The sequence below is a fragment of the Pseudalkalibacillus berkeleyi genome (genome assembly GCF_021608225.1).
In the GTDB taxonomy this organism is placed as follows: domain Bacteria; phylum Bacillota; class Bacilli; order Bacillales; family Fictibacillaceae; genus Pseudalkalibacillus; species Pseudalkalibacillus berkeleyi.
The window spans coordinates 25,815-50,487 of record NZ_JAKIJS010000006.1; the positions used below are offsets into that span (position 1 = coordinate 25,815).

The window sequence follows — 24,673 nt, forward strand, 5'->3', positions numbered from 1 at the left end:
ATAATGGCTCATCTCTAAAAGGTTATTTCTATAGGGAATCATGGCATTCAACAATCTTTTACAAAAGCTACTATGTATACGAAACAGCCTTGATCATAGAAATACACGATTGATTTATACAAAGAATTGCATATTTCAAGAATAATATAGGCAACAAGATTTAATAGATGGGAAATTATTACGCCCATTCCTACAGGGAGGGAGATTATGCAATGCAAGGTTTATTGAACTATTTTTGTGATAATGACGATTTTCAATCCCTGATTACAGGCATGTCTGAAGGGCTCAGCGAACAACTCGTTTCAGGTTTATCCAACTCTTCTAGAACGTTATTGATGGCTTGTTTAAACAGAGCAGATGATCGTTCTCAGCTCGTGGTCACGCATAATTTATTTCAAGCTCAGAAGCTTTATGAAGACCTCGTTTCATTGGTAGGAGAGGAGAAGGTGCACCTCTATCCAGTAAATGAACTAACTTCAGCAGAAATTGCCATCGCAAGTCCTGAATTAAAGTCTCAAAGAATTGACGTATTAAATCAGCTATCAGGACACGGCAGAGGGAACATTATCATTACACCTATTGCTGGTTTAAGACGAATGATTCCACCCCCACATGTTTGGAGTGCCAGCCAATTTACACTTCAAGTGGGAACGGATATAGATCTGGATCAGGTGAAGAACAAGTTAGTTGCAATGGGATATGAACGTTCAGATATGATCACAAGCCCAGGCGAATTTAGCATTCGTGGGGGAATTGTTGATATATTCCCTCTGACCGAGTCACAGCCACTTAGAATTGAGCTCTTCGATACTGAAGTCGATTCGATTAGATATTTCGACGTTGAAACGCAACGTTCTGCTGATCAATTACAAGAAATAAAGGTAGGCCCAGCAGAAGAAATTATCCTTTTCCCGGAACATTTTGATCAAGCTGTACAAAATGTCGAACTTGGACTATCTAGGTCTCTTCAGAAAATAAAAGATAGTGGTGTGAAAGAGAAGCTAACCGAACATATCGGATACGAACTTGAACAGCTGAAACAAAAACAAACATTTCAAGGCATGTACAAATATATCTCTTGCTATTACGATCAGCCAGCTAGTTTACTAGACTATTTACCGGATAACACACTCGTTGTCGTGGATGAAATCAGTCGAGTGCAAGAAACATCTTCAAATTTGGAAAAACAAGAAGCAGAGTGGCACACAACCTTGTTGAACCAGGGAGAAATGTTGTCTGGTCTTACGTTAAGTCACAAGTATGAGGAATTGGTGAACCGTCCGAACTTATTGTTCTTATACCTTTCATTATTTTTAAGACATGTACCTCACACCAATCCCCAAAATATTATCAATATGAATTGTAAGGCCATGCAGAATTTCCATGGACAATTAAACGTACTGCAATCTGAAATACAAAGATGGCACAATAGTAAGGATGCTATCGTTTTCTTAGCAGCAGATCAAGATCGAGCGAAAAGGCTAGAACGTGTCCTTGAAGATTACAATATTGAATCAAGTTTCGTAGATGAGACCACACCTCTAACACCAGGGAAAAACCATATTATCATCGGAGATTTAAATGGTGGATTTGAATTACCGATGAGAAAGCTTGTCGTCCTAACTGAAAATGAGGTTTTTACAAAGAAAACGCGAAAGACGAGAAGACCACAAAAGGTCTCTAATGCTGAGCGTATCAAAAGTTATTCTGAATTAAAGGTCGGCGATTACGTCGTTCATATTAATCATGGTATTGGTAAATATCTTGGGATCGAGACCCTGGACATTAATGGCGTCCATAAAGATTATATACATTTGAAATATGCTGGGGATGATAAGCTCTATGTCCCCGTCGAACAAATCGATCAAGTACAAAAGTTCGTAGGTTCAGAAGGGAAAGAACCAAAAGTATATAAGCTTGGCGGTAGTGAGTGGAAGAAGGTCAAGAGCAGGGTGCAGTCTTCTGTTCAAGATATTGCCGATGATTTGATTAAACTGTACGCCGAACGAGAAGCCTCAAAAGGGCATGCATTTTCAAAGGATGGTGGAATGCAGCAAGACTTTGAAAGTGCATTTACCTATCAGGAAACAGAGGATCAACTCCGGGCAATTGAAGAAATTAAACAAGACATGGAAAAAGAAAGACCGATGGACCGACTATTGTGCGGTGACGTTGGATATGGGAAAACGGAAGTTGCTATTCGTGCTGCATTTAAGGCGATTAATGATGGTAAACAAGTGGCATTCCTTGTTCCAACGACAATTTTGGCGCAACAACATTACGAAACATTCCAAGAAAGATTCTCCGAATTTCCGATTACGATCAAATCATTAAGTCGGTTCAGAACGAGAAAAGAGCAGACAGAGACGATGAAAAGCTTAAAAGCAGGAACTGTCGACATTGTGGTTGGCACACACCGGATCCTCTCAAAGGACATTCAATTTAAGGATCTTGGTTTGTTAATTATTGATGAAGAGCAACGCTTTGGTGTCACGCACAAAGAAAAGATTAAACAAATGAAAACGAACGTAGATGTCCTTACGCTTACAGCTACACCTATCCCGAGAACGTTGCATATGTCTATGCTTGGTGTTCGTGATTTATCTGTAATCGAGACACCACCAGAAAATCGATTCCCGGTGCAAACGTATGTTGTTGAATATAGTGGTGGCACCATTCGAGAAGCGATAGAGCGTGAACTTTCTAGAGGAGGGCAGGTGTACTTTCTCTATAATAAAGTTGAATCAATAGAACGAATGACAGAGGAAATTTCGCAGCTTGTTCCTGATGCTCGTGTGGCATTTGCGCATGGACAAATGCGTGAAAATGAGCTTGAATCAGTCATGATTGATTTCTTAGATGGTAATTTCGATGTACTCGTAAGTACGACCATCATTGAAACGGGTGTAGATATACCGAACGTTAACACGTTGATCGTAAATGATGCCGATAAGATGGGCTTATCTCAGTTGTATCAGTTACGCGGTCGTGTAGGCCGGTCAAATCGTGTAGCCTATTCGTATTTCATGTATCAGCGTGACAAGGTACTTACGGAGGTCGCTGAGAAACGTCTGCAAGCCATCAAGGAATTTACAGAGTTAGGCTCAGGATTTAAAATTGCAATGCGAGACCTATCTATTCGTGGTGCGGGTAATTTATTAGGTGCACAACAGCATGGATTTATTGATTCCGTCGGATTCGACTTATATTCTCAAATGCTCAAAGAAGCAATTGAAGAACGTAAAGGTGACAAACCGAAGAAGAAGGAAATTGAACTCGAACTTGATTTGAATGTCGACGCTTATATTCCAGCATCATATATTCAAGATGAAAAGCAGAAAATTGATATGTACAAACGTTTCAAAGGAATCGAGAGCTTTGATGACATATTCGACCTTAATGATGAAATGGTCGACAGATTTGGAGACTATCCAGATCAAGTAGCGAATTTATTTGCGGTTGCAAGAATCAAGCTATACGCGCAAGTAGAGAAGGTAGAGAAAATCGAACAATTGAAAAATAAACAAATTCAAATGCTCTTCTCAAAGGAAACGACATTGAACATAGATGGCAGCAAGTTATTTGATATCGTCAACAAAATTGGTCGTCATGTTAACTTGGGGATGACACAAGAACAAATCAAAGTACTTATTAACCATAGAAAAATGACAGATGAACAAATTCTTCAAACGATTGAAGATGTCCTTGAGAAAGTTCCACAAGCGAAGAAGGAAGCGGTACAAGCATAAAATGTAAAAAAGGCAGGTTGATACCTGCTTTTTTTATTTGTAAGTCCTGCGGGATAAGCGATCCAGGCGAGTCCCCACAACTACCTGTGACAATAGTTATTCGACTATGAGTAAGGATGTTCGACTAAGAACCACCTCCTGTGGTGAACATCGAAGTCAGTACATCCTGTGCGCTTTTCTTTCATTTTTATGAAGAATTTTCCGTTTTTGGTGAATAGATTAAGTGAACGTACGGATACTAAAGGAAAATGAATGGTATATTTATTCATTCATACCAAGAATGCTATTGTATCTCCATTATCTTGCAACGATAGAAAGTGAGGACAACAAAGAATGAAAGCCACAGGTATCGTACGTCGCATTGATGATCTTGGACGGGTCGTCATCCCTAAGGAAATTAGAAGAACCTTACGTATTCGTGAGGGGGATCCTCTTGAAATTTTCGTAGACCGCGAAGGGGAAGTCATACTTAAGAAATACTCTCCCATCAGTGAGCTTGGAGATTTTGCTCAAGAATATGCAGAGTCATTATATGAGCACACTCAACATATCGCGTTGATTTCTGATCGTGATTCTTTTATCGCGGTGGCTGGTGGAGGCAAAAAGGAGTACATGAATAAGAACATCGGTAAATTGATTGAAAACTCGATGAATGACAGGAAAACGGTTGTCTCAACGCAAGCAACAAGTGTAGAGATTATTGATGGTAACAATGAGCCTGTATCTCATGTCATAGCTCCAATCATAGCAAATGGGGATCCCATTGGTTCGGTAGTGCTTCTTTCAAAAACGGACAAGCCTATTGGGGACATTGAACAAAAGTTATCTGAAACAGCTGCAGGATTTTTAGCGAAACAAATGGAGCAATAAGTGAAGGGGCTGTCCAAAAAGTCAGTGAACACTGATTTTCTGGAAGCTCTATTTTTTTTGGCTTTTCATAAGGATACGTGAAGCCGAAATAAATACCTCAAGTCACAGCGATCGCCAGGTGTTCTGAATAACCGTTTGTAATTGTGTAGCCTCTTTATTTCATATCACTCGTGATATAATGGGGCTATTATTGTACTTAAAAAAAGCTTTTTTAGGCAATACTTTAGATTTCTTGTAGGTTTATGAATAAAGTATATGTGTTCTTTATCGATTTAGGCGGTGTCACAATGTTAGATCAAACGGATGTACAGAAAACGTTTTGGAGAGGAACACTTGTCATATCTGGCGCTGCATTGATTGTCAAAGTGTTAAGTGCCTTTTATCGGATTCCTTTTCAAAATATCGCTGGTGACCTTGGATTATATGTGTATCAACAAGTATATCCATTCTATGCGATAGCATTTGCATTAAGTTTATATGGTTTTCCGCTCATTATATCTAAAATCATTTCTGAAAATGAGGGGAGACAAGCAAGAGACGCACTAACGACAACGTTTGTTGGTTTGTGTACTTTTTTTGTAATTGTCTTTCTCATCTTGTACCATTCTGCGGATCACATTGCGAAAGGTATGAACGATCCGATGCTCGTTGGACCGTTAAGGATGGCCTCTTTTTCTTTTCTATTTGTTCCGTTTTTATCTGTAATGAGAGGATACTACCAAGGTGAAAAAGATATGACACCGACAGCTGTCTCTCAAATTGCAGAACAAATGATTAGAGTAGGTCTTATTTTAATTTTTACGATTTATCTCGTCACGAACGGAGCCGATCGCTATTTAGTAGGAAGTGGGGCTGTATTTGGAGGTTTAGCCGGTAGTGTAGTTGCTATCTTTATATTAGGTTTATTTTTGAAGAAACAATCAAAACCTATATTGGGGATTCATTTTCTGCCAATTCGTCAGTCAACTGCATTGATTGGAACCATTTTAAAAGGTGGACTTGCGATATGTATTACAGCCGTGATGTTTGCATTGTTTCAGCTTGTTGACGCTTTACAAGTTGTTCCTGGACTGCAATCAAGCGGTATGGATTCTTTAGATGCAAAAGTGAGTAAAGGTGTATTTGACCGGGGCCAGCCATTACTGCAATTAGGAACGGTTTTGGCGACTGCAATGGCTTTACCGCTTATTCCATTCATTGCGAAAGCGAATCAAAGTAATGATCGAAAGCGAGTCATTGAGTTTGCTGGTCAGTCATTAAAATTTAGCTTCATCGTTGGTGGTGCTGCTGCGATTGGATTAGCAGTCATTATTGAACCGACGAATGTGTTCTTATATGAGGATCAAAATGGTTCTTTAGCTCTTGGTATTCTCGGGGTGGCGATCTTATTTGGATCGATTGCGATTACGTCTTCAGCGATTCTACAAGGGCTTGGAAAAATTAGTTTTCCTGTACTTTTCATCTTAATTTCACTAGGAATTAAAGGGCTGTTGAACTTATGGTTCATTCCTCATTTCGGCATTACCGGGGCCGCAATTACGACTGTAATGAGTGCCGCCTTTGTTGCGATTTGTAACTTAATGATGGTCCAAAAGCTGACCAATGTATTTCAAGTCCATCGATTTTCTAGTTTGAAAGTTGTATTTGCCTTGATTTTAATGGCAGTCAGTACATTTCTATGGAAAGAATCCTTGTTACTCTTTCAGTCAGGTAATGAACGATTAGTTGCCGGGGTTATTGCGTTATCAAGTGCGGGAATAGGTGCTGCTGTTTATTTACTGGTACTTATGTATCAAAATGTTTGGAACCGAGACGAACTTCGGATGCTACCGAAGGGCGAATACTTAATTAAATGGTTCTACAGAGATAGGAGAGGTGAGAATGGGTAATACGATTACAGTGATTGGTTTAGGTGCAGGTGATCTTGATCAAATCCCGCTAGGTGTTTATAAGCGAATTAAAGCGTCATCGCACGTCTTTTTGCGGACGAAAGAGCATCCTGTTGTGAAAGAATTAGAGCTTGAAGGGTTAACATTTGAAAGCTTCGACAAACTTTATGAGCAAAAATCAGAATTTGAAGATGTTTATCAAGAAATCGCAAACAAGCTATGGGAAGAAGCGAAGAAAAAGGATATCGTATATGCGGTTCCAGGACATCCGTTAGTTGCAGAACAAACCGTGCAATTACTGATTCATGGACAAGATGAGCATGACACGAAGGTCGAGTTCCAGGGTGGACAAAGCTTTCTAGATGCGATGTTTCAAGCAGTTCAAATTGACCCGATTGATGGGTTTCAACTGCTCGATGGTACCAACCTTACCATGGAGCAAATGAATTTACAGCAACACGTCATCATCGGTCAAGTTTATGATTCATTCGTTGCTTCGCATGTGAAATTGACTCTGATGGAGCGATACCCAGATGACCATCCTGTTCATGTTGTCACAGCTGCAGGCTCAAACAATGAGAGCATCGTATCTGTGCAATTATACGAGTTGGATCGTCACGTCGAACTACATAACTTAACGGCACTTTATGTTGAGCCTATAAAAGACGAGGGTAAATTAACGCGAGAATTTAATCAGTTACGCCATGTCATCCGGACACTCAGAGGTCCTAATGGATGTCCATGGGATAAGAAACAAACGCATGAGAGCTTGCGTAAATATTTGCTTGAAGAAGCGTATGAAGTGATCGAAGCGATTGATGAGCAAGACGATGATCACCTGACCGATGAACTAGGGGATGTCCTTCTTCAAGTCATGCTCCATGCCCAGATCGGTGAAGACGAAGGCTATTTCTCAATAGAAGATGTCATACAAGCTTTAACTGAAAAAATGATCCGCCGTCACCCGCACGTGTTTGGGGATGATTCTCTAGACACAGCTGAGGAAGTGAAGAAAACTTGGGATGAGATTAAGAAAACTGAAAAAGGTGGAAAGAATGCGGCATCCGTTCTGGATGGGACCGACCGATATCCTGCCTTAATTAGAGCTGAGAAACTTCAGAAGAAAGCTGCGAAAGTAGGGTTTGATTGGGATGAAGTTGAACCGATTTTAGCTAAAATTAAAGAAGAACTAAACGAATTCCAACAAGCCGTCCAAAAGCAAGATGAAAGCGAAATGGAAAATGAATTCGGGGACTGTTTGTTTGCACTCGTTAATCTATGCCGTTATTATGGGATTGACCCTGAGCTTGCTCTCAATCGTACGAATCACAAATTTTTCAACCGATTTCGGTACATTGAGGATTCGCTTCAAGAGAAAGGTGTCCCTTTTGACCAAGTAACGCTCGAGGACATGGACGTTTTGTGGGAACAAGCAAAAAATATGTCAAAAAAGAAGGATTCTCTAGGAGAATAGAGAATTTTATTCTGTGGAATGGACAGAGATGTTGCTTCATGTGCGAATCTGTCTATCAAACAAGGTAAGAATAATAGGAGGTACATACAATGAATAAAAATGATCTAATCAACAATATTTCTGAAAAAGAAGGTCTAACGAAAAAAGACGTAGAAGCAGTTGTGAACGGATTGCTTACTGAAATTACAGATGCACTAAAAGAAGGCGACAAAGTACAATTTGTTGGATTTGGAACTTTTGAAACTCGTGAACGCTCAAGCCGTACGGGCCGTAACCCACAAACTGGTGAGTCTATCGACATTCCAGCATCAACTGTTCCTGCATTCCGTGCCGGAAACAAGTTGAAAGACGCTGTAAAGTAAATGCGTCTCGATAAATTTTTGAAAGTTTCTCGCTTGATTAAACGACGCACCGTAGCGAAAGAGATATCGGATCAAGGGAGAATCTTAATAAACGGGAACGCTGGTAAAGCGTCCTCAGTTATCCAACCGGGAGATGAACTGAAAATCCGGTTTGGACAAAAGATTGTTACGGTCAAAGTGGAAGATTTAAAAGAGACAACCAAGAAAGAGGATGCAGCATCTATGTATTCACTCGTTAGTGAGGAACGTGTTAACGAGTAACTGCGTGGAGCGAGTAAGACATTCTCGAATAAAACGGGGTTAATTTAAAAGAAAGATTGACTTACAGAAATGTCGGTCTTCATTACTTTATCATTTTGCAAAAATGGTGTGGTAGTGGCGACCGAACAGCTGGAGGTCAATCTTTTTTGGTTTGTTAGAAAAGAGGAATCGCCAAGGTAGCTCGGATGTCATTGGATACCGACAATTAAAGCTTGTTCTATTTAATCCTGTGTGCTCATACATTTGTACAAACTATGTTTGGAGGGGAGCACATGGATTCGTACTACGATTATAATGGTTCCAATTACAATAAACCTGAAACAGCACCGGATCATGATGTCAAGATGAGAGGTAGGAAAGCACTTGATATAACAGGTGTGAAGCAAGTAGAAAGCTTTGATAATGAGGAATTTTTGCTGGAAACCTCAATGGGATTCCTCGCAGTTAGAGGCTACAACTTAAAGATGAAGAACCTAAACCTAGAACAAGGATTAGTTTCAATTGAGGGAAAGGTGTACGACCTTGTTTATTTAGATCAGCAACAAGGGGAAAAAGCTAAAGGTTTTTTTAGCAAGCTGTTCAAATGAGCTTGACCGTCCAATTCTATACGATCCTGGCGATGATCGGAAGTGGGATTTGGATTGGAGCAGCCCTTGACACGTATCACAGATTCCAGCCTAGGGACAAGAAGTGGAACTGGTTAAGGTTTGTAAATGATATCGTCTTCTGGGTCTTACAAGCTCTTCTCATTTTCTATGTATTACTACAAGTGAATCACGGTGAAGTACGCGTCATTATTTTTCTAGCATTACTTTGTGGATTTGCCTGTTATCAAAGTTTATTGCAAAGAGGCTACAAAAAATTATTGGAGTACTTGATTACATTTTTCGTAGGGGTGACAAGAATGATTAAGAAATTAGTTTCCACTTTTGTCATCCATCCCATAAAAGTCATATTGAATCTCCTTCTTACCTTGAGTAAAATGATAGGTAGACTGCTATCATCTGTCCTTCTATTCATTTTAGGTATTCTTCTCTTCCCCTTTAAAATCATCGGTGTTTTCCTTCTTCAAAAAGTTTTGAAAAGGATTCAAGCGAAAATGCTAACAAAACTAAAGGGAAAAGCAGGAATATGGAAGAAGCCAACGAATAAAGTGAAAGACTGGATAGGGAAATTCAAAAGGTAAAAAGGGGGCTCAAGATGGTCCAACGAAATGACAAGGTAACAGCGTTAAACGAAAACATCATGAATCAGGAACGAAAAAAACAGGAACGTGCACATCGTAGAAAGAAAGGGCTTTACAGGCGTTTAGTGGTTTTCGGTGTACTGGTTGTCATCATGTTTACCGTCATGATTTCCACACTTACCTCACAATCTACTGTCATTGCAGAAAAGAAGGAAGAACGACAAAAAGTAGAAAAGCGTCTAGAAGAAGTTAAACAAGAAAAATCACAACTAAGCGAAGAAGTGAATAAACTACAAGACCCAGATTATATTGGTGAGGTAGCAAGAAGAGATTATAATATGTCCAAACCTGGGGAAACGATCTTCAAACTTCCTAAAAAGAAAGAGGAGTCTCGTTGACCATATATTTTGGGGCATGTATAATAAAGTAAATTTGATTTATTCATCTTTTTAAGGAGGAGCAATTTTTACAATGACAATTGAAGTAGGCAGCAAATTGAAGGGAAAAGTAACAGGCATTACCCATTTTGGAGCATTTGTCGAGCTGCCAGATGGTATCACCGGTTTAGTCCACATTAGTGAGGTTGCCGATAATTATGTCAAGGACATTAACGAACACCTAACTGTCGGAGATGAAGTTGAGGTAAAGGTCATCAATGTTGATAATGATGGCAAAATTGGACTTTCAATCAAGAAAGCGAAAGACCAACCACCAAGACAGAATCGCAGGCCAGACCGCCCTCGTGGAAAGGGAGGCAAACCTAGAAGACAGCAAAATGAAGTCGTTTCATTTGAAGATAAGTTGAATCGTTTCTTGAAGGATAGTGAAGATCGCTTATCCACTATAAAAAGGCAAACCGAATCAAAACGTGGAGGACGCGGTGCACGCCGAGGGTAATTCATCATCTGCTGCTTACCGATTGTAGTAAAATCAGCTCTAATCGGAATATGCAAGCAAAAATAGAAGAAGGACTGACAGCGATGTTAGTCTTTTTTTATGCGTTAAGAAGGTATATAATTTTTCAGATTCAGATTTACTCGACGTAATTGAAAATTCCTGTATTAAGTATAAGCGCAACTAAGGCTCACCCTACGCCAAGGCTTGGCTTTGCCAAGTTTTCTTTATTTGCCACCAACAAATCCAAAAAAACTATTGACTAGGTTTTGATTATCTTGTATTATTCTTGTTGTGTCTTTAAAACATATTGTTTATGGCGGTGTAGCTCAGCTGGCTAGAGCGTACGGTTCATACCCGTGAGGTCGGGGGTTCGATCCCCTCCGCCGCTACCATTTTTATAGGATTTTAAAAAGAGCAACGAATGATAAACGTCGAATTTCTACGTTACTCTGATTTTCCGGTTCTCATGTATAAACGACATACATTCCGATCCTCAAATTTATCGTGCCTTGAACTTCTAGTTTCTGATTCGTCTACTTTTTAACTTATAATTTAAGATTTTAAAAAGAGCAACGAATGATAAACGTCGAATTTCTACTTATATCATAAATATAAATTAGGCCCCTTGGTCAAGTGGTTAAGACACCGCCCTTTCACGGCGGTAACACGGGTTCGAATCCCGTAGGGGTCACCAATACATATAATGAGTAACTGTCCTTCATGTAAGGGACAGTTTTTTTGTGCTGAAAAATGGTTGAGAGTCTTCTTGTTTTTAATAGAAAGAAGATACAAAATGCCTAATCCCAACATATATTCTAGTGATGCTCAAAATAAGTGGTGAAAATATTACAGAGCAGGCGTCAACCCATCGACATATGACTCCATTTATGTAGAATCATATAAACTTTCTTCCATCCTGTAGTCCCTTCGCCATAATTCTCATTTCTAATTCACCTCTTACAAATAATGGGTGCGTATAGACGTCCCTAAGGATAAGGGCAAAGTATCTATCCCTATTTGATATTTAAAAAATTGAATCATATTGACGCTCGGCATCGTAACGCGTCGAGAAGTTTTTTTCCCTCCGCCTTACCTTTTGACAAAATATGAAAATGGTATGTGGTTAAATAGACAACACAAATCTATTAACGGGTGGTGCGGGGAATGATGCAAAAGGTTGGAGCCCATAGCAACCAAATACTGAGAAAGTTTGTTCTTGTTGAAAGGTTGAAAAACAATATTTCCATGCATACAAGAGAAGCAATCATGAGAGTCCAGCGCGTTCTCATGCATTGGAGTTTAGTGTTATTTTGTACAGGCTTCTTACTTGGACGAGCCTTTATACTTACCGAATTATCTCCATTTGCCATTCCATTCTTTGGTGCAGTCTTATTATTAAAGCGTGAGCGAGCAGGAGTGGCAGCGATCGCATTGTTAGCAGGTGCATTAACAACCTTTGATAAAACCGGGTTGTTCATCTCCGTTGGCCTAGCCGTCTTCTTCGTTATAAATGCCATTACTACTAATCTAGTAAAACAAAGTTTCAAAATCCTACCGTATACGGTTGTAGCGGCAAGCTTCATAACTCGGATGAGTTTGCTAACTTTTGCCTCAGAGTCAATTACTACAGGGACAATGTTAATGGTTGCAATAGAAGCGGGATTAAGCGGTATACTCACGCTGATCTTCTTACAAAGCATCCCTCTCCTTTCTATAAAGAAAATTCAACACTCCTTAAAAAATGAAGAGATTGTATGTTTTATTATCCTGCTCGCATCGGTTATGACAGGCACGATCGGTTGGCAAGTATACGATTTATCACTTGAACATATTTTGTCACGCTATCTCGTGTTAATCTTCGCTATTGTCGGTGGAACTGCGATTGGCGCAACAGTAGGGGTAGTAACAGGTCTTATATTAGGTCTTGCTAATATTGCGAGTCTCTATCAAATGAGTTTACTCGCATTTTCGGGGTTGTTAGGTGGTCTCCTAAAAGAAGGGAAGAAATTGGGGGTTGGTGTCGGTCTCTTTATAGGAACGATGTTAATTGGACTCTATGGCAATGAATCAGGCATGCTTTTCAATAGTTTTCTCGAATCCTGCGTAGCGGTCGGTCTCTTTCTTCTAACGCCGAACAAAGCTATTTCAAAAATCTCTCGCTACATACCCGGGACGAAAGAATATAACCAAGAACAACAACAGTATTTACGCAAGGTGAGGGACGTTACAGCAAACCGCGTAGAGCAATTCTCTCATTTGTTCCAAACCTTATCGAATAGTTTCTTAAATACGAGTGCTACAACGATGTTGGAGGAAGAAGGGAAACGAGAGTTAGATATGTTTTTGAGTAATATCACTGAAAAAACATGTCAAAACTGCTTCAAGAAACGACATTGTTGGGTGAATAACTTTGAAGAGACGTATGGTTACATGGCAAATATTATGACCGAAACGACACCGAATGGAACATTGAAAGATCGAGGGTTACAAAAGGATTGGGAGCGACACTGCGTGCGGTCAAAGAAAGTCATTGATACGATCCAATATGAGCTCGGTCAATATCATGCGAACATCAAACTGAAACAGCAAGTGAAGGAAAGTAGAAGGCTTGTTGCAGAACAACTCCATGGTGTATCGCAAGTTATGGATAATTTCGCAAAAGAAATTCAACGTGAGAGAGAAAATCATCAAATACAAGAAGAACAAGTGAAATTAGCTTTAGATGATATTGGACTTGAGGTTGGAAACATTGAAATATATAACCTAGACAAGGGTAGCATTGACATCGAGATGAGTATTCCATACTGCAATGGACGAGGAGAAGCCGAAAAGGTAATTGCTCCATTATTATCAGACATATTGGATGAAGCAATTGTCGTGAAAAATGAAGAATGCGCAGCTTATCCAAACGGTTACTGCCACGTCGTTTTCCGTTCATCACAAAACTTTGTGATTGAGACAGGTGTCGCAAGTGCAGCTAAAGGGGGCGCTTGGGTGTCTGGGGATAGTCATTCGACAATCGAGCTTGGAGTTGGAAAGTACGCTGTTGCGATTAGCGATGGTATGGGGAACGGGGAACGTGCTCATCTCGAGAGCAATGAGACGTTAAAGCTTTTGCAGCAAATCCTACAGTCGGGGATCGATGAAACAACAGCAATTAAGTCTGTTAACTCAATTCTCTCACTAAGGACAACTGATGAAATCTTTTCAACATTAGATCTTGCAATGATTGACCTCCAAGATGCCGCGGTACGATTTTTGAAGATCGGTTCAAGTCCAAGCTTCGTTAAACGAGCAGATCAAGTCAGAATGATAGAAGCAAGTAATCTACCAATGGGCATTATTGAGGAGTTTGACGTTGAGGTGGTGAGTGATCAGTTAAAAGCAGGAGACTTCCTCATCATGATGAGCGATGGTATTTTCGAAGGTCCGAAGAATGTAGAAAATAAAGAAGCTTGGATCAAGCGTAAAATACGAGAAATCCATTCTGATGACCCTCAACTGATAGCTGACCTCCTTTTAGAAGAGGTCATTCGTACAGATTGTGGTCATATTGATGATGATATGACCGTCGTCGTAACGAAATTAAACCGCAATATTCCTAAATGGTCGACGATCAGGTATCAGAATAAGGGGGAGCAGAAACAGGCTTAATTGATTTAAATGCTTATTGAAAGATAAGGAGATTCTAGCAATATGCGAATGATAATACGAGACTCACCAAAACTAGTATAAATCCCTTCTCGGTTGACCATTATGGTAATAACAATTTGAGAGAGGGGATTTTTCGCATGAGTAAAGGGACATTACGACAAATCTTACTGATTACAGATGGATGCTCGAATCAAGGTGAAGACCCAGTTGCCATTGCGGCATTAGCCCGTGAGAAAGGCGTTGCAATCAACGTCATTGGAATCTTATCGAAAAATGAAGCATACGGTGAGCATGGTTTGAAGGAAGTTGAAGATATAGCAATGAGCGGTGGTGGCGTTAGTCAAATTGTATATGCAAATCAGCTTGCCCATACGGTGAAAATGGTTACACAAAAGGCGATGACGCAAACGATTCACGGTATGATCAATAAGGAGCTTACACACATTTTAGGTGATGATCAACAAATGGAGGATCTTCCTCCAGATAAACGGGGACAAGTGATGGAAGTTGTCGATGAAATCGGCGAGACTGTTAACTTGGAAGTATTGATCTTAGTTGATATTTCGGCGAGTATGGATGACAAATTGCCGACTGTTCAAGAATCGCTCATAGACTTATCCATCTCATTGAACTCAAGAGGTGGACAGAATGTGTTCTCCATATTCGCATTTCCTGGTAAAAAACAATCAGTAGAAAAACTTCTAGATTGGACACCACAATTAGATACACTAGGGAAGTTATTCAAGAAAATCACAACGGGTGGTATTACGCCAACAGGACCGGCACTTCAAGAAGCGCTTGAACAGTTTTCGGAAAGGGGTTCTAAGCGCAAGTTTTTAGGTGAAGAAGATGAATACTTCGAAGAATCCGGAAGTTAATCTATCGCCAGGTGATCTCATAATAGGTAAGTGGAATCAGAATCATTACACGATTCTTCGGGAATTGGGTTCTGGAGCAACCGGGACGGTCTATCTGGCAAAGAGTAAACAGTCGAAGGTGGCTGTAAAAGTAAGTCATGATACGCTGTCGATTACCTCAGAAGTAAACGTGTTGAAGCATCTATCTAAGGTCCAGGGAAAAACGCTTGGACCTTCTTTCGTCGAAATGGATGATTGGAGGACGCCTAAAGGTACATTCCCATTCTATGTAATGGAGTATGTACAGGGGGAGTCACTTTTCGTATTCATGCGTCAAAGGAAAGAAGAATGGTTTGGCATCCTGATTCTGCAACTATTAAGAGATTTGGCTGACCTTCATAAGTCAGGTTGGGTCTTTGGTGATTTGAAACCCGATAACTTACTCATTACAGGACCTCCGCCGAAAATCCGCTGGCTTGATGTAGGTGGTACGACAATGATGGGAAGAGCGATCAAGGAGTATACGGAATTCTTTGACCGTGGTTATTGGGGGATGGGATCGAGAAAGGCGGAACCGACCTATGACTTATTTGCTGTCGCTATGATTATAATGAACTTCGCCTACCCGAAACGGTTTGATAAGAAAGAAGGTGGGTGGCAACAGCTTCAGAAGTTGATTGATCATAACCGTTCGCTCAAAAAGTACAGAAAAATCTTATATAAAGCGCTACATGGACAATATGCAACAGCAGATGCAATGAAGGATGATTTGCTGGAATATTATTCTAGAAAATCATCATCACAAGCGATACCGAAAAAAAGCCCCACCCCAAAACCAACTCCTAAAGGTTCGACTAAAGGACGTTATCAAAGAAAGAAATCAAAACGTAAAAGGCAAATTACAGAAACGATGCTCATCTTTCTGTTCTTACTAGCTTTTTACATTGTCTATTTAATCGGAAATACGGTGTAAGCTCTTACCATGTTATAATGACCTTACATTTAGGAAGCGAGGTGATGACGCTCGTTTCTTTGGATAGATAAGAAAGTATAATTTTTTGGTCACTTAGATGTAATGTCTAGCTTCAGCACCCAGTCATTTGGATCACTTCAGTCCTCCTGCGGCGGCAACAGCCTCCTCGTCGGACTTCCAGTGACCTTCATGACTAAGAAGGGTGCTTGCGCTTTTCTTTACATATATAAAGGAGACTTCTCCATGTTCGAGGAAGTAGACAAGTTTATTGAAAGAAAAAAGCTCGTAAGGTCAGGTGCTGTCATTGTTGTTGGTGTGTCTGGTGGCCCTGATTCAATGGCATTACTCCATTATTTGTCCATGAAACGGAAGGGTTGGGGTTTAACAATCGTTGCTGCACATATGGATCATATGTTTAGAGGAGAAGGATCGGTTGAGGATGCTCAATTCGTAAAGAGGTATTGCCAGGAGCATTCGATAGAATTTGAACAAACGAGAAAGAATCTTCCACAATATATACAAGAGACAGGTTCATCACCGCAGCTGGCGTCACGCAAATTGAGATATCAATTTTATGATGGCGTGATGAAGGCCTACCAAGCGGATTATCTTGCCCTAGCCCATCATGGGGATGATCAGATTGAAACAATGATGATGAATATCGTTCGAGGTACAAGTGCTGCTGGTTTATCTGGCATCCCATTGAGTCGGCCTTTTTCAACAGGTATGATTATCCGCCCCTTGCTAGAAGTAACGAAGGATCAAATTTTGAAATATTGTGATGTTCATTCCGTTCCCTTTCGTAATGATCCGAGTAACGCGGAGTCCAAATATACAAGAAATAGATTTAGAAAAGAAATCCTTCCATTTTTGAAAGAGGAAAATACACATGTTCACTTGAAATTTCAATCGTTAAGTGAGGCTGTTTCCGAAGATGAACAATATTTGAGGAAGCAAACGGAGGACGCATTAGGAAATGTTATTTTGAAAAAGTGTGACAAAGAATTGACATTGTCTGTACGACCTTTTCTCAAGATGGCAATTCCTTTACAAAGAAGAGGGATTCATCTAATATTAAACTATCTTTATCCAACAAACCAAGAGAATATTATATCTAATCATATCAAGGATTGTTTGCAGCTGATCAAGTCGGAGAACCCATCAAGTGAAATACACCTTCCGAATGGATTATTCGTACGTCGTTCATATGAGAAGTGTACCTTTTCATTTGACCCCAATGATCATCACTTACCTTACCGTTTTGCTCTTATAGAGGGTGAGGTCCATCAAGTACCGATAGGAAAGTTAACATTTCTGCCGAAAAGCAGAATGAAGACCGACAAAAGAGGGAAAGATTATTTAGTGTTTGCACCAACCCAGGTTAACTTCCCTCTCTTCGTAAGAACAAGGGAAAATGGAGATCGACTCCAGCCAGCAGGTGTCCAAGGGTCTCGTAAAGTGAAAGACGTATTCATTGATGCGAAAGTACCGAAGCACCTTCGGGATGTTTGGCCGATTGTTGTGGATTCGACTGGTAAGATCATTTGGATTCCAGGAATCAAGCATGCAGAACTACCACCCCCTACGGGTGCCGAGGATGATTGGATGTTATTATCTTTTGAAAATACGAGGCATGAGGTCTAGGAGGAATACATACTTATGAGAAACGATATGGAAGAGATCTTGATTTCTGAAGAAGAAATTCAAGAAAAGGTCCAGGAGCTAGCAGCACAACTATCAGAAGAATATAAGGATCGTTTTCCACTCGTGATTGGAGTTTTGAAAGGTGCACTACCTTTCATGGCTGATCTAGTCAAACGCATGGACATCCATGTTGAGCTTGATTTTATGGATGTATCTAGCTACGGAAATTCAACGGTTTCTTCAGGAGAGGTTAAGATTGTAAAAGATTTGAACACTTCAATGGAAGGCCGTGACGTACTCATTGTCGAAGATATTATCGACAGTGGTTTAACATTGAATTATCTTGTTGAGTTGTTTAAGCATCGAAAAGCTAACTCTATTAAGATTGTAACTTTGCTTGATAAACCAACTGGCCGAAAGGTTGATCTCAAGCCTGATACTGCTGGATTTATTGTTCCAGATGCATTTGTAGTAGGTTATGGGTTAGACTTTGCGGAGCGTTATCGAAATTTACCATTTATAGGTGTATTGAAGCCTGAAATTTACCAAAACCAGTAAAGTCATATTGTTGTGAATAAATGAACACGTATGGTACTATAATTATTGATTTGCTTGTATGCGAGAGGAGGTAAGGGATGAATCGCATCTTTAGAAATACAATCTTTTATTTATTAATATTCCTTGTCGTTGTAGGTATAGTGAGCTTTTTCAATGGCAGTAACAACGACGTGAAACAATTAAGATACGACGAATTTAAACAGGAATTACAAAAAGGTGAAGTAGACTCCCTATCCATGCAACCTAAGAATCAGGTGTATGTATTAAAGGGGCAACTTAACTCCTATAAGGATGAAGAGTTCTTTACAACGAACATTCCACCAGCTTTAACGGAAGAAGTGGTCGCACTTTCCGAGGAAGCAAAAGTTCAATTGGAAGTACAAGAAGCAGAAGGAACGAGCGGTTGGGTAACTTTCTTTACCTCGATTATTCCGTTTGTCATCATATTTATCTTATTCTTCTTCTTACTTAACCAAGCTCAAGGTGGCGGTAGCCGTGTTATGAACTTTGGTAAAAGTAAGGCAAAGCTTTATAGCGAAGAAAAGAAGAAAGTTACATTTAAAGATGTAGCTGGCGCAGATGAAGAAAAGCAAGAACTTGTTGAGGTTGTTGAATTCTTGAAAGACCCTCGTAAGTTCGCTGCACTAGGTGCTCGTATTCCGAAGGGTGTCTTACTTGTAGGACCTCCTGGTACTGGTAAAACATTGTTAGCGAGAGCTGTCGCTGGAGAAGCTGGCGTGCCGTTCTTCTCAATCAGTGGTTCAGACTTCGTTGAAATGTTTGTCGGTGTCGGTGCATCTCGTGTCCGTGACTTGTTCGAAAATGCCAAGAAAAACGCACCATGTATCATTTTCATTGATGAAATTGATGCCGTTGGTCGTCAACGTGGCGCAGGACTAGGCGGCGGTCACGACGAACGTGAACAAACGCTAAACCAATTGCTTGTTGAAATGGATGGTTTCAGTGCAAATGAAGGTATCATCATTGTAGCGGCAACGAACAGACCAGATATTTTAGACCCTGCATTACTACGTCCTGGTCGTTTCGACCGTCAAATTCCTGTCGGCCGTCCAGATGTTAAAGGTCGTGAAGCGGTCCTTAAGGTCCATGCGCGAAACAAACCGTTAGCAGACGAAGTCGATATGAAGACGATCGCAATGAGAACACCAGGATTTTCTGGTGCCGACTTAGAAAACTTATTAAATGAAGCTGCTCTAGTAGCTGCTCGAAGAAATAAGAAGAAAGTCGATATGGAAGACATTGACGAGGCAACAGACCGAGTCATTGCTGGACCAGCTAAGAAAAGCCGTGTCATTTCCAAAAAGGAAAAAGATATCGTTGCTTATCACGAAGCCGGTCATACAATTATCGGGCTTGCGCTCGATAATGCCGAAATTGTACACAAAGTTACAATTGTTCCACGTGGTCAAGCTGGTGGATATGCAGTGACACTTCCGAAAGAAGACCGTTACTTCATGACGAAACCAGAATTGATTGATAAGATTATCGGTCTTCTTGGAGGCCGCGTAGCTGAAGAAGTCACATTCGGTGAAGCAAGTACGGGAGCAAGTAATGACTTCCAACGTGCTACAGGTATTGCGCGGAAAATGGTAACTGAATTCGGTATGAGTGAAAAATTAGGTCCTATGCAATTTGGTCAAGGATCTGGTGGGAATGTATTCCTTGGTAGAGATATTCAAAATGAACAGAACTACAGTGATGCAATCGCTCATGACATTGATCTAGAAGTACAAAAGATCATCATGGAAGCATATAACCGTTGTAGAGAAGTTCTTTTAGAGAACCAAGATAAGCTGAACTTGATTGCTGAGACGTTGAAAGAAGTTGAGACGCTCGATCAAGAACAAATTAAATCCCTATACGAAACAGGCAAAATGCCAGAGGGATATGTTATGCCTGAAAAGAAAGAACAAGCTTCTGACGATGATGTGAAAGTTAACATCAATAAGAAAGAAGAAAATACAACAGACGATTCCGAAGATACAAATGATTCGGATCAGAACAATAAAGAATAATACTGTTCGGTCAGAAAAGGGTGTCCACTTCGGACATCCTTTTCTTAATCTAAGGCTCTCTTTCAACAATCTGTTACAAGGGCAACAATGTATATGAAAACAGCCTTTTGTAATTAAAGAGGAATAGTACAGTAACGTTATTTTTTTGCGCGTGTTTTCATATTGTGTTTGTGTTATAACTAAAGAAAATGGTATAGATAGTGGGGAATAACATGATTCTAGTAATGGATGTAGGGAATACGAATATCGTCCTCGGCGTTTACGAAGGGGATGAGTTGAAATATCATTGGCGTGTCGGAACGAGCAAAAAGAAGTCTGAAGATGAGTACGGTATGTTTATTTCTAATCTACTGACGCATGTTGGTTTAAATTTCAAGAGCATAGATGGAATCATATTATCATCTGTCGTACCGCCACTCATGTTTCCACTTGAAAAAATGTGCGAAAAGTATTTTAACCTTAAACCTCTAGTCATTGGCCCAGGTATCAAAACAGGTTTGAACATAAAGACTGAAAATCCAAGAGAAGTCGGTGCTGATCGAATTGTGAATGCTGTCGCAGCACTGCATGAATACGCGAGCCCATTGATCATTGTAGATTTTGGAACCGCGACAACATATTGTTATATTGACGAACAGAACCATTACTTAGGAGGGGCAATTTCCCCTGGTATAGGTATATCAACAGAGGCCTTATATACAAATGCAGCTAAATTACCTCGTATTGAAATCATGAAACCTGAAAACGTTGTAGGGAAAAATACCGTGAGTGCGATGCAAGCCGGCATTTTTTATGGATATGTTGGTCAAGTTGAAGGAATAGTACAACGGATGAAAGACCAATCAGGTACAAATCCAACGGTTATCGCTACTGGTGGACTTGCTCACCTAATTGGTGATGAATCAAACATCATTGACGTTGTGGATCCATTCTTGACATTAAAAGGATTACAACTGATCTATCAGAAAAATACAGATGCATATTAAGAAAGGAAGTTTCACATCATGTCAGATTATTTAGTTAAAGCGTTAGCGTTTAATGGTAGCATTCGTGCTTTTGCTGTAGATACAACAGAAATGGTTAAAGAAGCCCAACGACGTCAAGGTACACTGCCTACGGCTTCGGCTGCATTAGGACGTGCGATGACAGCCTCAACAATGATGGCGTCGATGCTCAAAGGTGATGGGAATAAATTAACAGTCAAGGTTGAAGGAGATGGTCCACTAGGTGCGATCATCGTAGACGCTAACGTAGATGGAGGGACGAGAGGCTTCGTTTCTAATCCTCATGTTCATTTTGACTTGAACGCTGCGGGCAAGCTAGATGTCGCAAGGGCAGTTGGGAAGAATGGTACGCTCTCAGTAGTGAAAGACCTTGGCATGCGAGATAACTTTACTGGGCAAGTGCCCCTTGTTTCCGGAGAATTGGGTGAAGACTTCACTTATTATTTCGTATCCTCAGAGCAAATACCATCTGCTGTTGCCGTTGGCGTACTTGTGAATCCAGATAATTCAGTACTTGCTTCGGGTGGATTCATTATTCAAGTTATGCCAGGTGCGCAGGATGAAATGATTACCTTTATTGAAAAGCGCTTGGAAAATTTGGATCCTGTATCTAAAATGATTGAAGCAGGAAATACACCTGAACAGCTTCTTTACAATGTTCTAGGAGAGGATAACGTAAAATTACTCTCCAATTCACCTGTCCAATTTCAATGTACATGTTCACAAGAACGTTTTGCTGATGCGATCATTAGCCTTGGTGAAGAGGAAATACAAGCAATGATTGATGAAGATGGAAAGGCAGACGCAACATGTCATTTCTGTAATGAAGCTTACCACTTTACTCAAGATGATTTGCAAAAATTCCTAGAAGAAGCTCGCAAGGAGAACGGTGAATGAAAGAGAAATGGTTGATCGGTATTGTTGTTTTTCTTTTAATCACAAATATAGGGACACTATCCTATTTCATGAATGAAAGTGAAGAAACAGCTAGCGGGGGAAAGAAGTCCATGCTGTCAACATTGTCAGGTAGTGTTGCCCAAATCGGTAATGAATCAATCTCTGAAAAAGAATGGGTGCAACAACTAAAAGAACGCTACGGAAAAGAAATGCTCACACAAATGATCAACAAATTGGTTGTATCTCAACTTGCTAAGAAACATAATTTGTCTGTTTCGAGTGATGAATTAAAAAGAGAAATAGAATTGTATCATCGAATGGTCGGAACTGGAGCGGATGCACAAGAACATCCTGACATTCAAAAGATGAACGATGATCAATTAAAGCAAGAAATTAAGCATGCCATTTTATTAGAAGAACTGATTACGAAAGATGTCGTCATTAACGAAGAGGAATTGCGTAAATATTATAATGATCATCAACAATTGTATGATTTGAAACCTTTATTCCAGATCTCCCAAATTGTCGTTGAAACTAAGGAAGAAGCAGATCAAGTGATAGAAGAGCTTGAGAATGGTTCGTCGTTTTCAACACTTGCGAGAGAAAAGTCTATTGATGAATTTTCAGCACCTAGCGGCGGTGTAATGGGGTGGGTTGATACTTCAAGTAACTACGTTGATCCAGCATATTTTGAAGAGATCGAGAATATGAAGAAAGATAGTTGGAGTGGACCACTCAAAACTAAAGACGGATATGGCATTGTATATCTTCATGATACGAAGAAAGGCTCTTCTTATAAATTCGAAGAGGTTAAAGGACAAATTAGACGTCAATTAGCCATACAACAACTGGAGTCTGATTTCGATCCTAAACAATTGTGGAAAGAGTTAGATGTGAACTGGGAGTATGGTACTGATTAATTGAATAAAGATTCTGATAATGCTAAGATGGATTGAAGTTAGTATTCCTATGAAGATACTAAGAATTGGGGAGTGAACGGTATGAGAGTGGGAAATTCTATAGTCGATCTGATTGGTCAAACACCAATTGTAAAATTGAACCGACTAACTAGTGAAGAAGATGCAGATGTATACTTGAAACTCGAATTCATGAATCCAGGTAGTAGTGTCAAAGACCGTATAGCATTATCGATGATTGAGACGGCAGAAAAAGCTGGTGCACTTAAGGAGAATGATACAATCATTGAGCCTACTAGTGGTAATACAGGCATCGGTCTTGCGATGGTTGCAGCTGCAAAAGGTTACCGTACGATACTCGTTATGCCAGATACGATGAGTATGGAGCGCAGAAATCTTCTCCGTGCATATGGAGCCAAACTGATCCTTACTCCAGGTGCAGAAGGGATGAAAGGTGCAATTGCAAAAGCTGAAGCTCTTGCAAGCGAGCGTGGCTACTTCATGCCGCAACAGTTCCAAAATGAAGCAAATCCAGCCGTACATCGAGATACGACTGGGAAAGAAATTGTTGAACAAATGGGAGATCAACTCGATGCGTTTGTTTCTGGCATCGGTACAGGCGGTACAATTACAGGAGCTGGCGAAGTCCTTAAAGAGCACTATCCATCGATTCAGATCTATGCAGTAGAACCTACAGATTCTCCGATTTTGTCTGGTGGAAGTCCTGGTCCTCATAAAATACAAGGAATTGGCGCTGGATTTGTGCCATCCATTTTGAATACTTCGATCTATGATGAAGTGCTTACTATAACTTCAGATGAGTCTTTTGAATACGCTCGAAAGGCCGCTAGAGAAGAAGGATTACTTGGGGGTATTTCTTCAGGTGCTGCAATTGCAGCGGCATTAAAAGTAGCTAAGAAACTAGGTAAGGGTAAGAAGGTACTAGCAATTATTCCGAGTAATGGTGAACGTTACTTAAGTACTCCTCTCTACCAATTCGACGAAGAATAAATTTAATGGACCAAAGTGTGAAGAGCTGACAATAGTGTCGGCTCTTTTTTAATGGAAGAAATGGTCGCATAGATGAGAGAGCGAACTCTATTGGGGGTTGTTTCGATTCCTCTTACAACACAAAAAGCGTGTTATTGCGAGGAACCTCCAGCACTCTACGCACCTGACCAAGGCGATTCCGCTTTTCTTGATGTCTAGCTACATCGCCTAGGTGCTCGAGGTCGCTTCGATTCCTCTTACAACACAAAAAGCGTGTTATTGCGAGGAACCTCCAGCGCTCTACGCACCTGACCAAGGCGATTCCGCTTTTCTTGATGTCTAGCTACATCGCCTAAGTGCTCGAGGTCGCTTCGATTCCTCTTACAACACAAAAAGCGTGTTATTGCGAGGAACCTCCAGCGCTCTACGCACCTGACCAAGGCGATTCCGCTTTT

At 40.3% G+C, this 24,673-nt stretch carries 20 protein-coding genes and 2 tRNA genes; all 22 read left to right on the forward strand.

Going from position 1 to position 24,673, the window contains the following annotated elements; translation table 11 throughout:
• The first annotated feature begins 212 nt into the window (after window positions 1-212).
• Window positions 213-3,749, forward strand: a complete 3,537-nt coding sequence (gene mfd, locus L2716_RS17905) for a transcription-repair coupling factor (protein WP_236339135.1) — start codon at window positions 213-215, stop codon at window positions 3,747-3,749.
• Window positions 3,750-4,082: 333 nt separating this feature from the next.
• Window positions 4,083-4,619 carry a stage V sporulation protein T gene (gene spoVT / locus L2716_RS17910; RefSeq protein ID WP_236339137.1) on the forward strand — a complete coding sequence of 179 codons (537 nt, stop codon included), beginning with the start codon at window positions 4,083-4,085 and terminating at the stop codon, window positions 4,617-4,619.
• A 242-nt stretch (window positions 4,620-4,861) separates the two neighbouring features.
• Complete coding sequence (locus L2716_RS17915; RefSeq protein WP_236339139.1) at window positions 4,862-6,508, forward strand: putative polysaccharide biosynthesis protein; 1,647 nt, start codon at window positions 4,862-4,864, stop codon at window positions 6,506-6,508.
• Window positions 6,501-7,982, forward strand: a complete 1,482-nt coding sequence (yabN, locus tag L2716_RS17920) for a bifunctional methyltransferase/pyrophosphohydrolase YabN (protein ID WP_236339140.1) — start codon at window positions 6,501-6,503, stop codon at window positions 7,980-7,982. The genes L2716_RS17915 and yabN overlap by 8 nt, the downstream gene beginning before the upstream one ends.
• Before the next feature lie 89 nt (window positions 7,983-8,071).
• Window positions 8,072-8,344: an HU family DNA-binding protein gene (locus tag L2716_RS17925; RefSeq protein WP_236339142.1), complete on the forward strand. Its 273-nt coding sequence runs from the start codon at window positions 8,072-8,074 to the stop codon at window positions 8,342-8,344.
• Window positions 8,345-8,605, forward strand: coding sequence for an RNA-binding S4 domain-containing protein (locus L2716_RS17930; RefSeq protein ID WP_236339144.1), 261 nt, complete (start codon window positions 8,345-8,347; stop codon window positions 8,603-8,605).
• A gap of 272 nt (window positions 8,606-8,877) precedes the next feature.
• Window positions 8,878-9,192: a sporulation protein YabP gene (yabP, locus tag L2716_RS17935; protein ID WP_236339146.1), complete on the forward strand. Its 315-nt coding sequence runs from the start codon at window positions 8,878-8,880 to the stop codon at window positions 9,190-9,192.
• Window positions 9,189-9,791 carry a spore cortex biosynthesis protein YabQ gene (yabQ, locus tag L2716_RS17940; RefSeq protein ID WP_236339148.1) on the forward strand — a complete coding sequence of 201 codons (603 nt, stop codon included), beginning with the start codon at window positions 9,189-9,191 and terminating at the stop codon, window positions 9,789-9,791. Before yabP ends, yabQ begins: the two co-directional genes overlap by 4 nt.
• A 14-nt stretch (window positions 9,792-9,805) precedes the next feature.
• Window positions 9,806-10,189, forward strand: a complete 384-nt coding sequence (locus L2716_RS17945; RefSeq protein ID WP_236339150.1) for an FtsB family cell division protein — start codon at window positions 9,806-9,808, stop codon at window positions 10,187-10,189.
• Window positions 10,190-10,262: 73 nt separating this feature from the next.
• Window positions 10,263-10,688, forward strand: coding sequence for a S1 domain-containing RNA-binding protein (locus L2716_RS17950; protein WP_236339152.1), 426 nt, complete (start codon window positions 10,263-10,265; stop codon window positions 10,686-10,688).
• Between the two features lie 315 nt (window positions 10,689-11,003).
• Window positions 11,004-11,080 (forward strand) — tRNA-Met (locus tag L2716_RS17955).
• 227 nt (window positions 11,081-11,307) lie between these two features.
• A tRNA-Glu gene (locus L2716_RS17960) sits at window positions 11,308-11,382 on the forward strand.
• A gap of 470 nt (window positions 11,383-11,852) precedes the next feature.
• Entirely contained in the window at window positions 11,853-14,342 is a 2,490-nt protein-coding gene (spoIIE, locus tag L2716_RS17965; RefSeq protein ID WP_236339154.1) for a stage II sporulation protein E, read from the forward strand.
• A gap of 137 nt (window positions 14,343-14,479) precedes the next feature.
• Window positions 14,480-15,220, forward strand: coding sequence for a vWA domain-containing protein (locus tag L2716_RS17970; protein ID WP_236339164.1), 741 nt, complete (start codon window positions 14,480-14,482; stop codon window positions 15,218-15,220).
• Window positions 15,192-16,172, forward strand: a complete 981-nt coding sequence (locus tag L2716_RS17975; RefSeq protein WP_236339175.1) for a serine/threonine protein kinase — start codon at window positions 15,192-15,194, stop codon at window positions 16,170-16,172. Before L2716_RS17970 ends, L2716_RS17975 begins: the two co-directional genes overlap by 29 nt.
• A gap of 243 nt (window positions 16,173-16,415) precedes the next feature.
• Window positions 16,416-17,816 (forward strand): tRNA lysidine(34) synthetase TilS, encoded by a 1,401-nt coding sequence (gene tilS / locus L2716_RS17980; RefSeq protein ID WP_236339200.1) that lies wholly within the window; start codon window positions 16,416-16,418, stop codon window positions 17,814-17,816.
• Between the two features lie 15 nt (window positions 17,817-17,831).
• Window positions 17,832-18,374, forward strand: a complete 543-nt coding sequence (gene hpt, locus L2716_RS17985; protein WP_236339202.1) for a hypoxanthine phosphoribosyltransferase — start codon at window positions 17,832-17,834, stop codon at window positions 18,372-18,374.
• Window positions 18,375-18,451: 77 nt separating this feature from the next.
• Window positions 18,452-20,410, forward strand: a complete 1,959-nt coding sequence (ftsH, locus tag L2716_RS17990) for an ATP-dependent zinc metalloprotease FtsH (protein WP_236339213.1) — start codon at window positions 18,452-18,454, stop codon at window positions 20,408-20,410.
• 212 nt (window positions 20,411-20,622) lie between these two features.
• Complete coding sequence (locus L2716_RS17995) at window positions 20,623-21,396, forward strand: type III pantothenate kinase (RefSeq protein ID WP_236339215.1); 774 nt, start codon at window positions 20,623-20,625, stop codon at window positions 21,394-21,396.
• A gap of 18 nt (window positions 21,397-21,414) precedes the next feature.
• Complete coding sequence (hslO, locus tag L2716_RS18000; protein WP_236339217.1) at window positions 21,415-22,311, forward strand: Hsp33 family molecular chaperone HslO; 897 nt, start codon at window positions 21,415-21,417, stop codon at window positions 22,309-22,311.
• Window positions 22,308-23,231, forward strand: a complete 924-nt coding sequence (locus tag L2716_RS18005; protein ID WP_236339219.1) for a peptidyl-prolyl cis-trans isomerase — start codon at window positions 22,308-22,310, stop codon at window positions 23,229-23,231. The genes hslO and L2716_RS18005 overlap by 4 nt, the downstream gene beginning before the upstream one ends.
• 81 nt (window positions 23,232-23,312) lie before the next feature.
• The gene (gene cysK, locus L2716_RS18010; protein ID WP_236339222.1) at window positions 23,313-24,239 is read left to right on the forward strand and encodes a cysteine synthase A; all 927 of its coding nucleotides are present in this window, start codon (window positions 23,313-23,315) and stop codon (window positions 24,237-24,239) included.
• The last annotated feature ends 434 nt before the right edge of the window (window positions 24,240-24,673 follow it).

Excerpts from the sequence above, each read along its gene's own strand:
- mfd (WP_236339135.1), top strand. The coding sequence starts at position 213 with ATGCAAGGTTTATTGAACTATTTTTGTGATAATGACGATTTTCAATCC.
- spoVT (WP_236339137.1), top strand. The coding sequence starts at position 4,083 with ATGAAAGCCACAGGTATCGTACGTCGCATTGATGATCTTGGACGGGTC.
- L2716_RS17915 (WP_236339139.1), top strand. The coding sequence starts at position 4,862 with ATGAATAAAGTATATGTGTTCTTTATCGATTTAGGCGGTGTCACAATG.
- yabN (WP_236339140.1), top strand. The coding sequence starts at position 6,501 with ATGGGTAATACGATTACAGTGATTGGTTTAGGTGCAGGTGATCTTGAT.
- L2716_RS17925 (WP_236339142.1), top strand. The coding sequence starts at position 8,072 with ATGAATAAAAATGATCTAATCAACAATATTTCTGAAAAAGAAGGTCTA.
- L2716_RS17930 (WP_236339144.1), top strand. The coding sequence starts at position 8,345 with ATGCGTCTCGATAAATTTTTGAAAGTTTCTCGCTTGATTAAACGACGC.
- yabP (WP_236339146.1), top strand. The coding sequence starts at position 8,878 with ATGGATTCGTACTACGATTATAATGGTTCCAATTACAATAAACCTGAA.
- yabQ (WP_236339148.1), top strand. The coding sequence starts at position 9,189 with ATGAGCTTGACCGTCCAATTCTATACGATCCTGGCGATGATCGGAAGT.
- L2716_RS17945 (WP_236339150.1), top strand. The coding sequence starts at position 9,806 with ATGGTCCAACGAAATGACAAGGTAACAGCGTTAAACGAAAACATCATG.
- L2716_RS17950 (WP_236339152.1), top strand. The coding sequence starts at position 10,263 with ATGACAATTGAAGTAGGCAGCAAATTGAAGGGAAAAGTAACAGGCATT.
- spoIIE (WP_236339154.1), top strand. The coding sequence starts at position 11,853 with ATGATGCAAAAGGTTGGAGCCCATAGCAACCAAATACTGAGAAAGTTT.
- L2716_RS17970 (WP_236339164.1), top strand. The coding sequence starts at position 14,480 with ATGAGTAAAGGGACATTACGACAAATCTTACTGATTACAGATGGATGC.
- L2716_RS17975 (WP_236339175.1), top strand. The coding sequence starts at position 15,192 with ATGAATACTTCGAAGAATCCGGAAGTTAATCTATCGCCAGGTGATCTC.
- tilS (WP_236339200.1), top strand. The coding sequence starts at position 16,416 with ATGTTCGAGGAAGTAGACAAGTTTATTGAAAGAAAAAAGCTCGTAAGG.
- hpt (WP_236339202.1), top strand. The coding sequence starts at position 17,832 with ATGAGAAACGATATGGAAGAGATCTTGATTTCTGAAGAAGAAATTCAA.
- ftsH (WP_236339213.1), top strand. The coding sequence starts at position 18,452 with ATGAATCGCATCTTTAGAAATACAATCTTTTATTTATTAATATTCCTT.
- L2716_RS17995 (WP_236339215.1), top strand. The coding sequence starts at position 20,623 with ATGATTCTAGTAATGGATGTAGGGAATACGAATATCGTCCTCGGCGTT.
- hslO (WP_236339217.1), top strand. The coding sequence starts at position 21,415 with ATGTCAGATTATTTAGTTAAAGCGTTAGCGTTTAATGGTAGCATTCGT.
- L2716_RS18005 (WP_236339219.1), top strand. The coding sequence starts at position 22,308 with ATGAAAGAGAAATGGTTGATCGGTATTGTTGTTTTTCTTTTAATCACA.
- cysK (WP_236339222.1), top strand. The coding sequence starts at position 23,313 with ATGAGAGTGGGAAATTCTATAGTCGATCTGATTGGTCAAACACCAATT.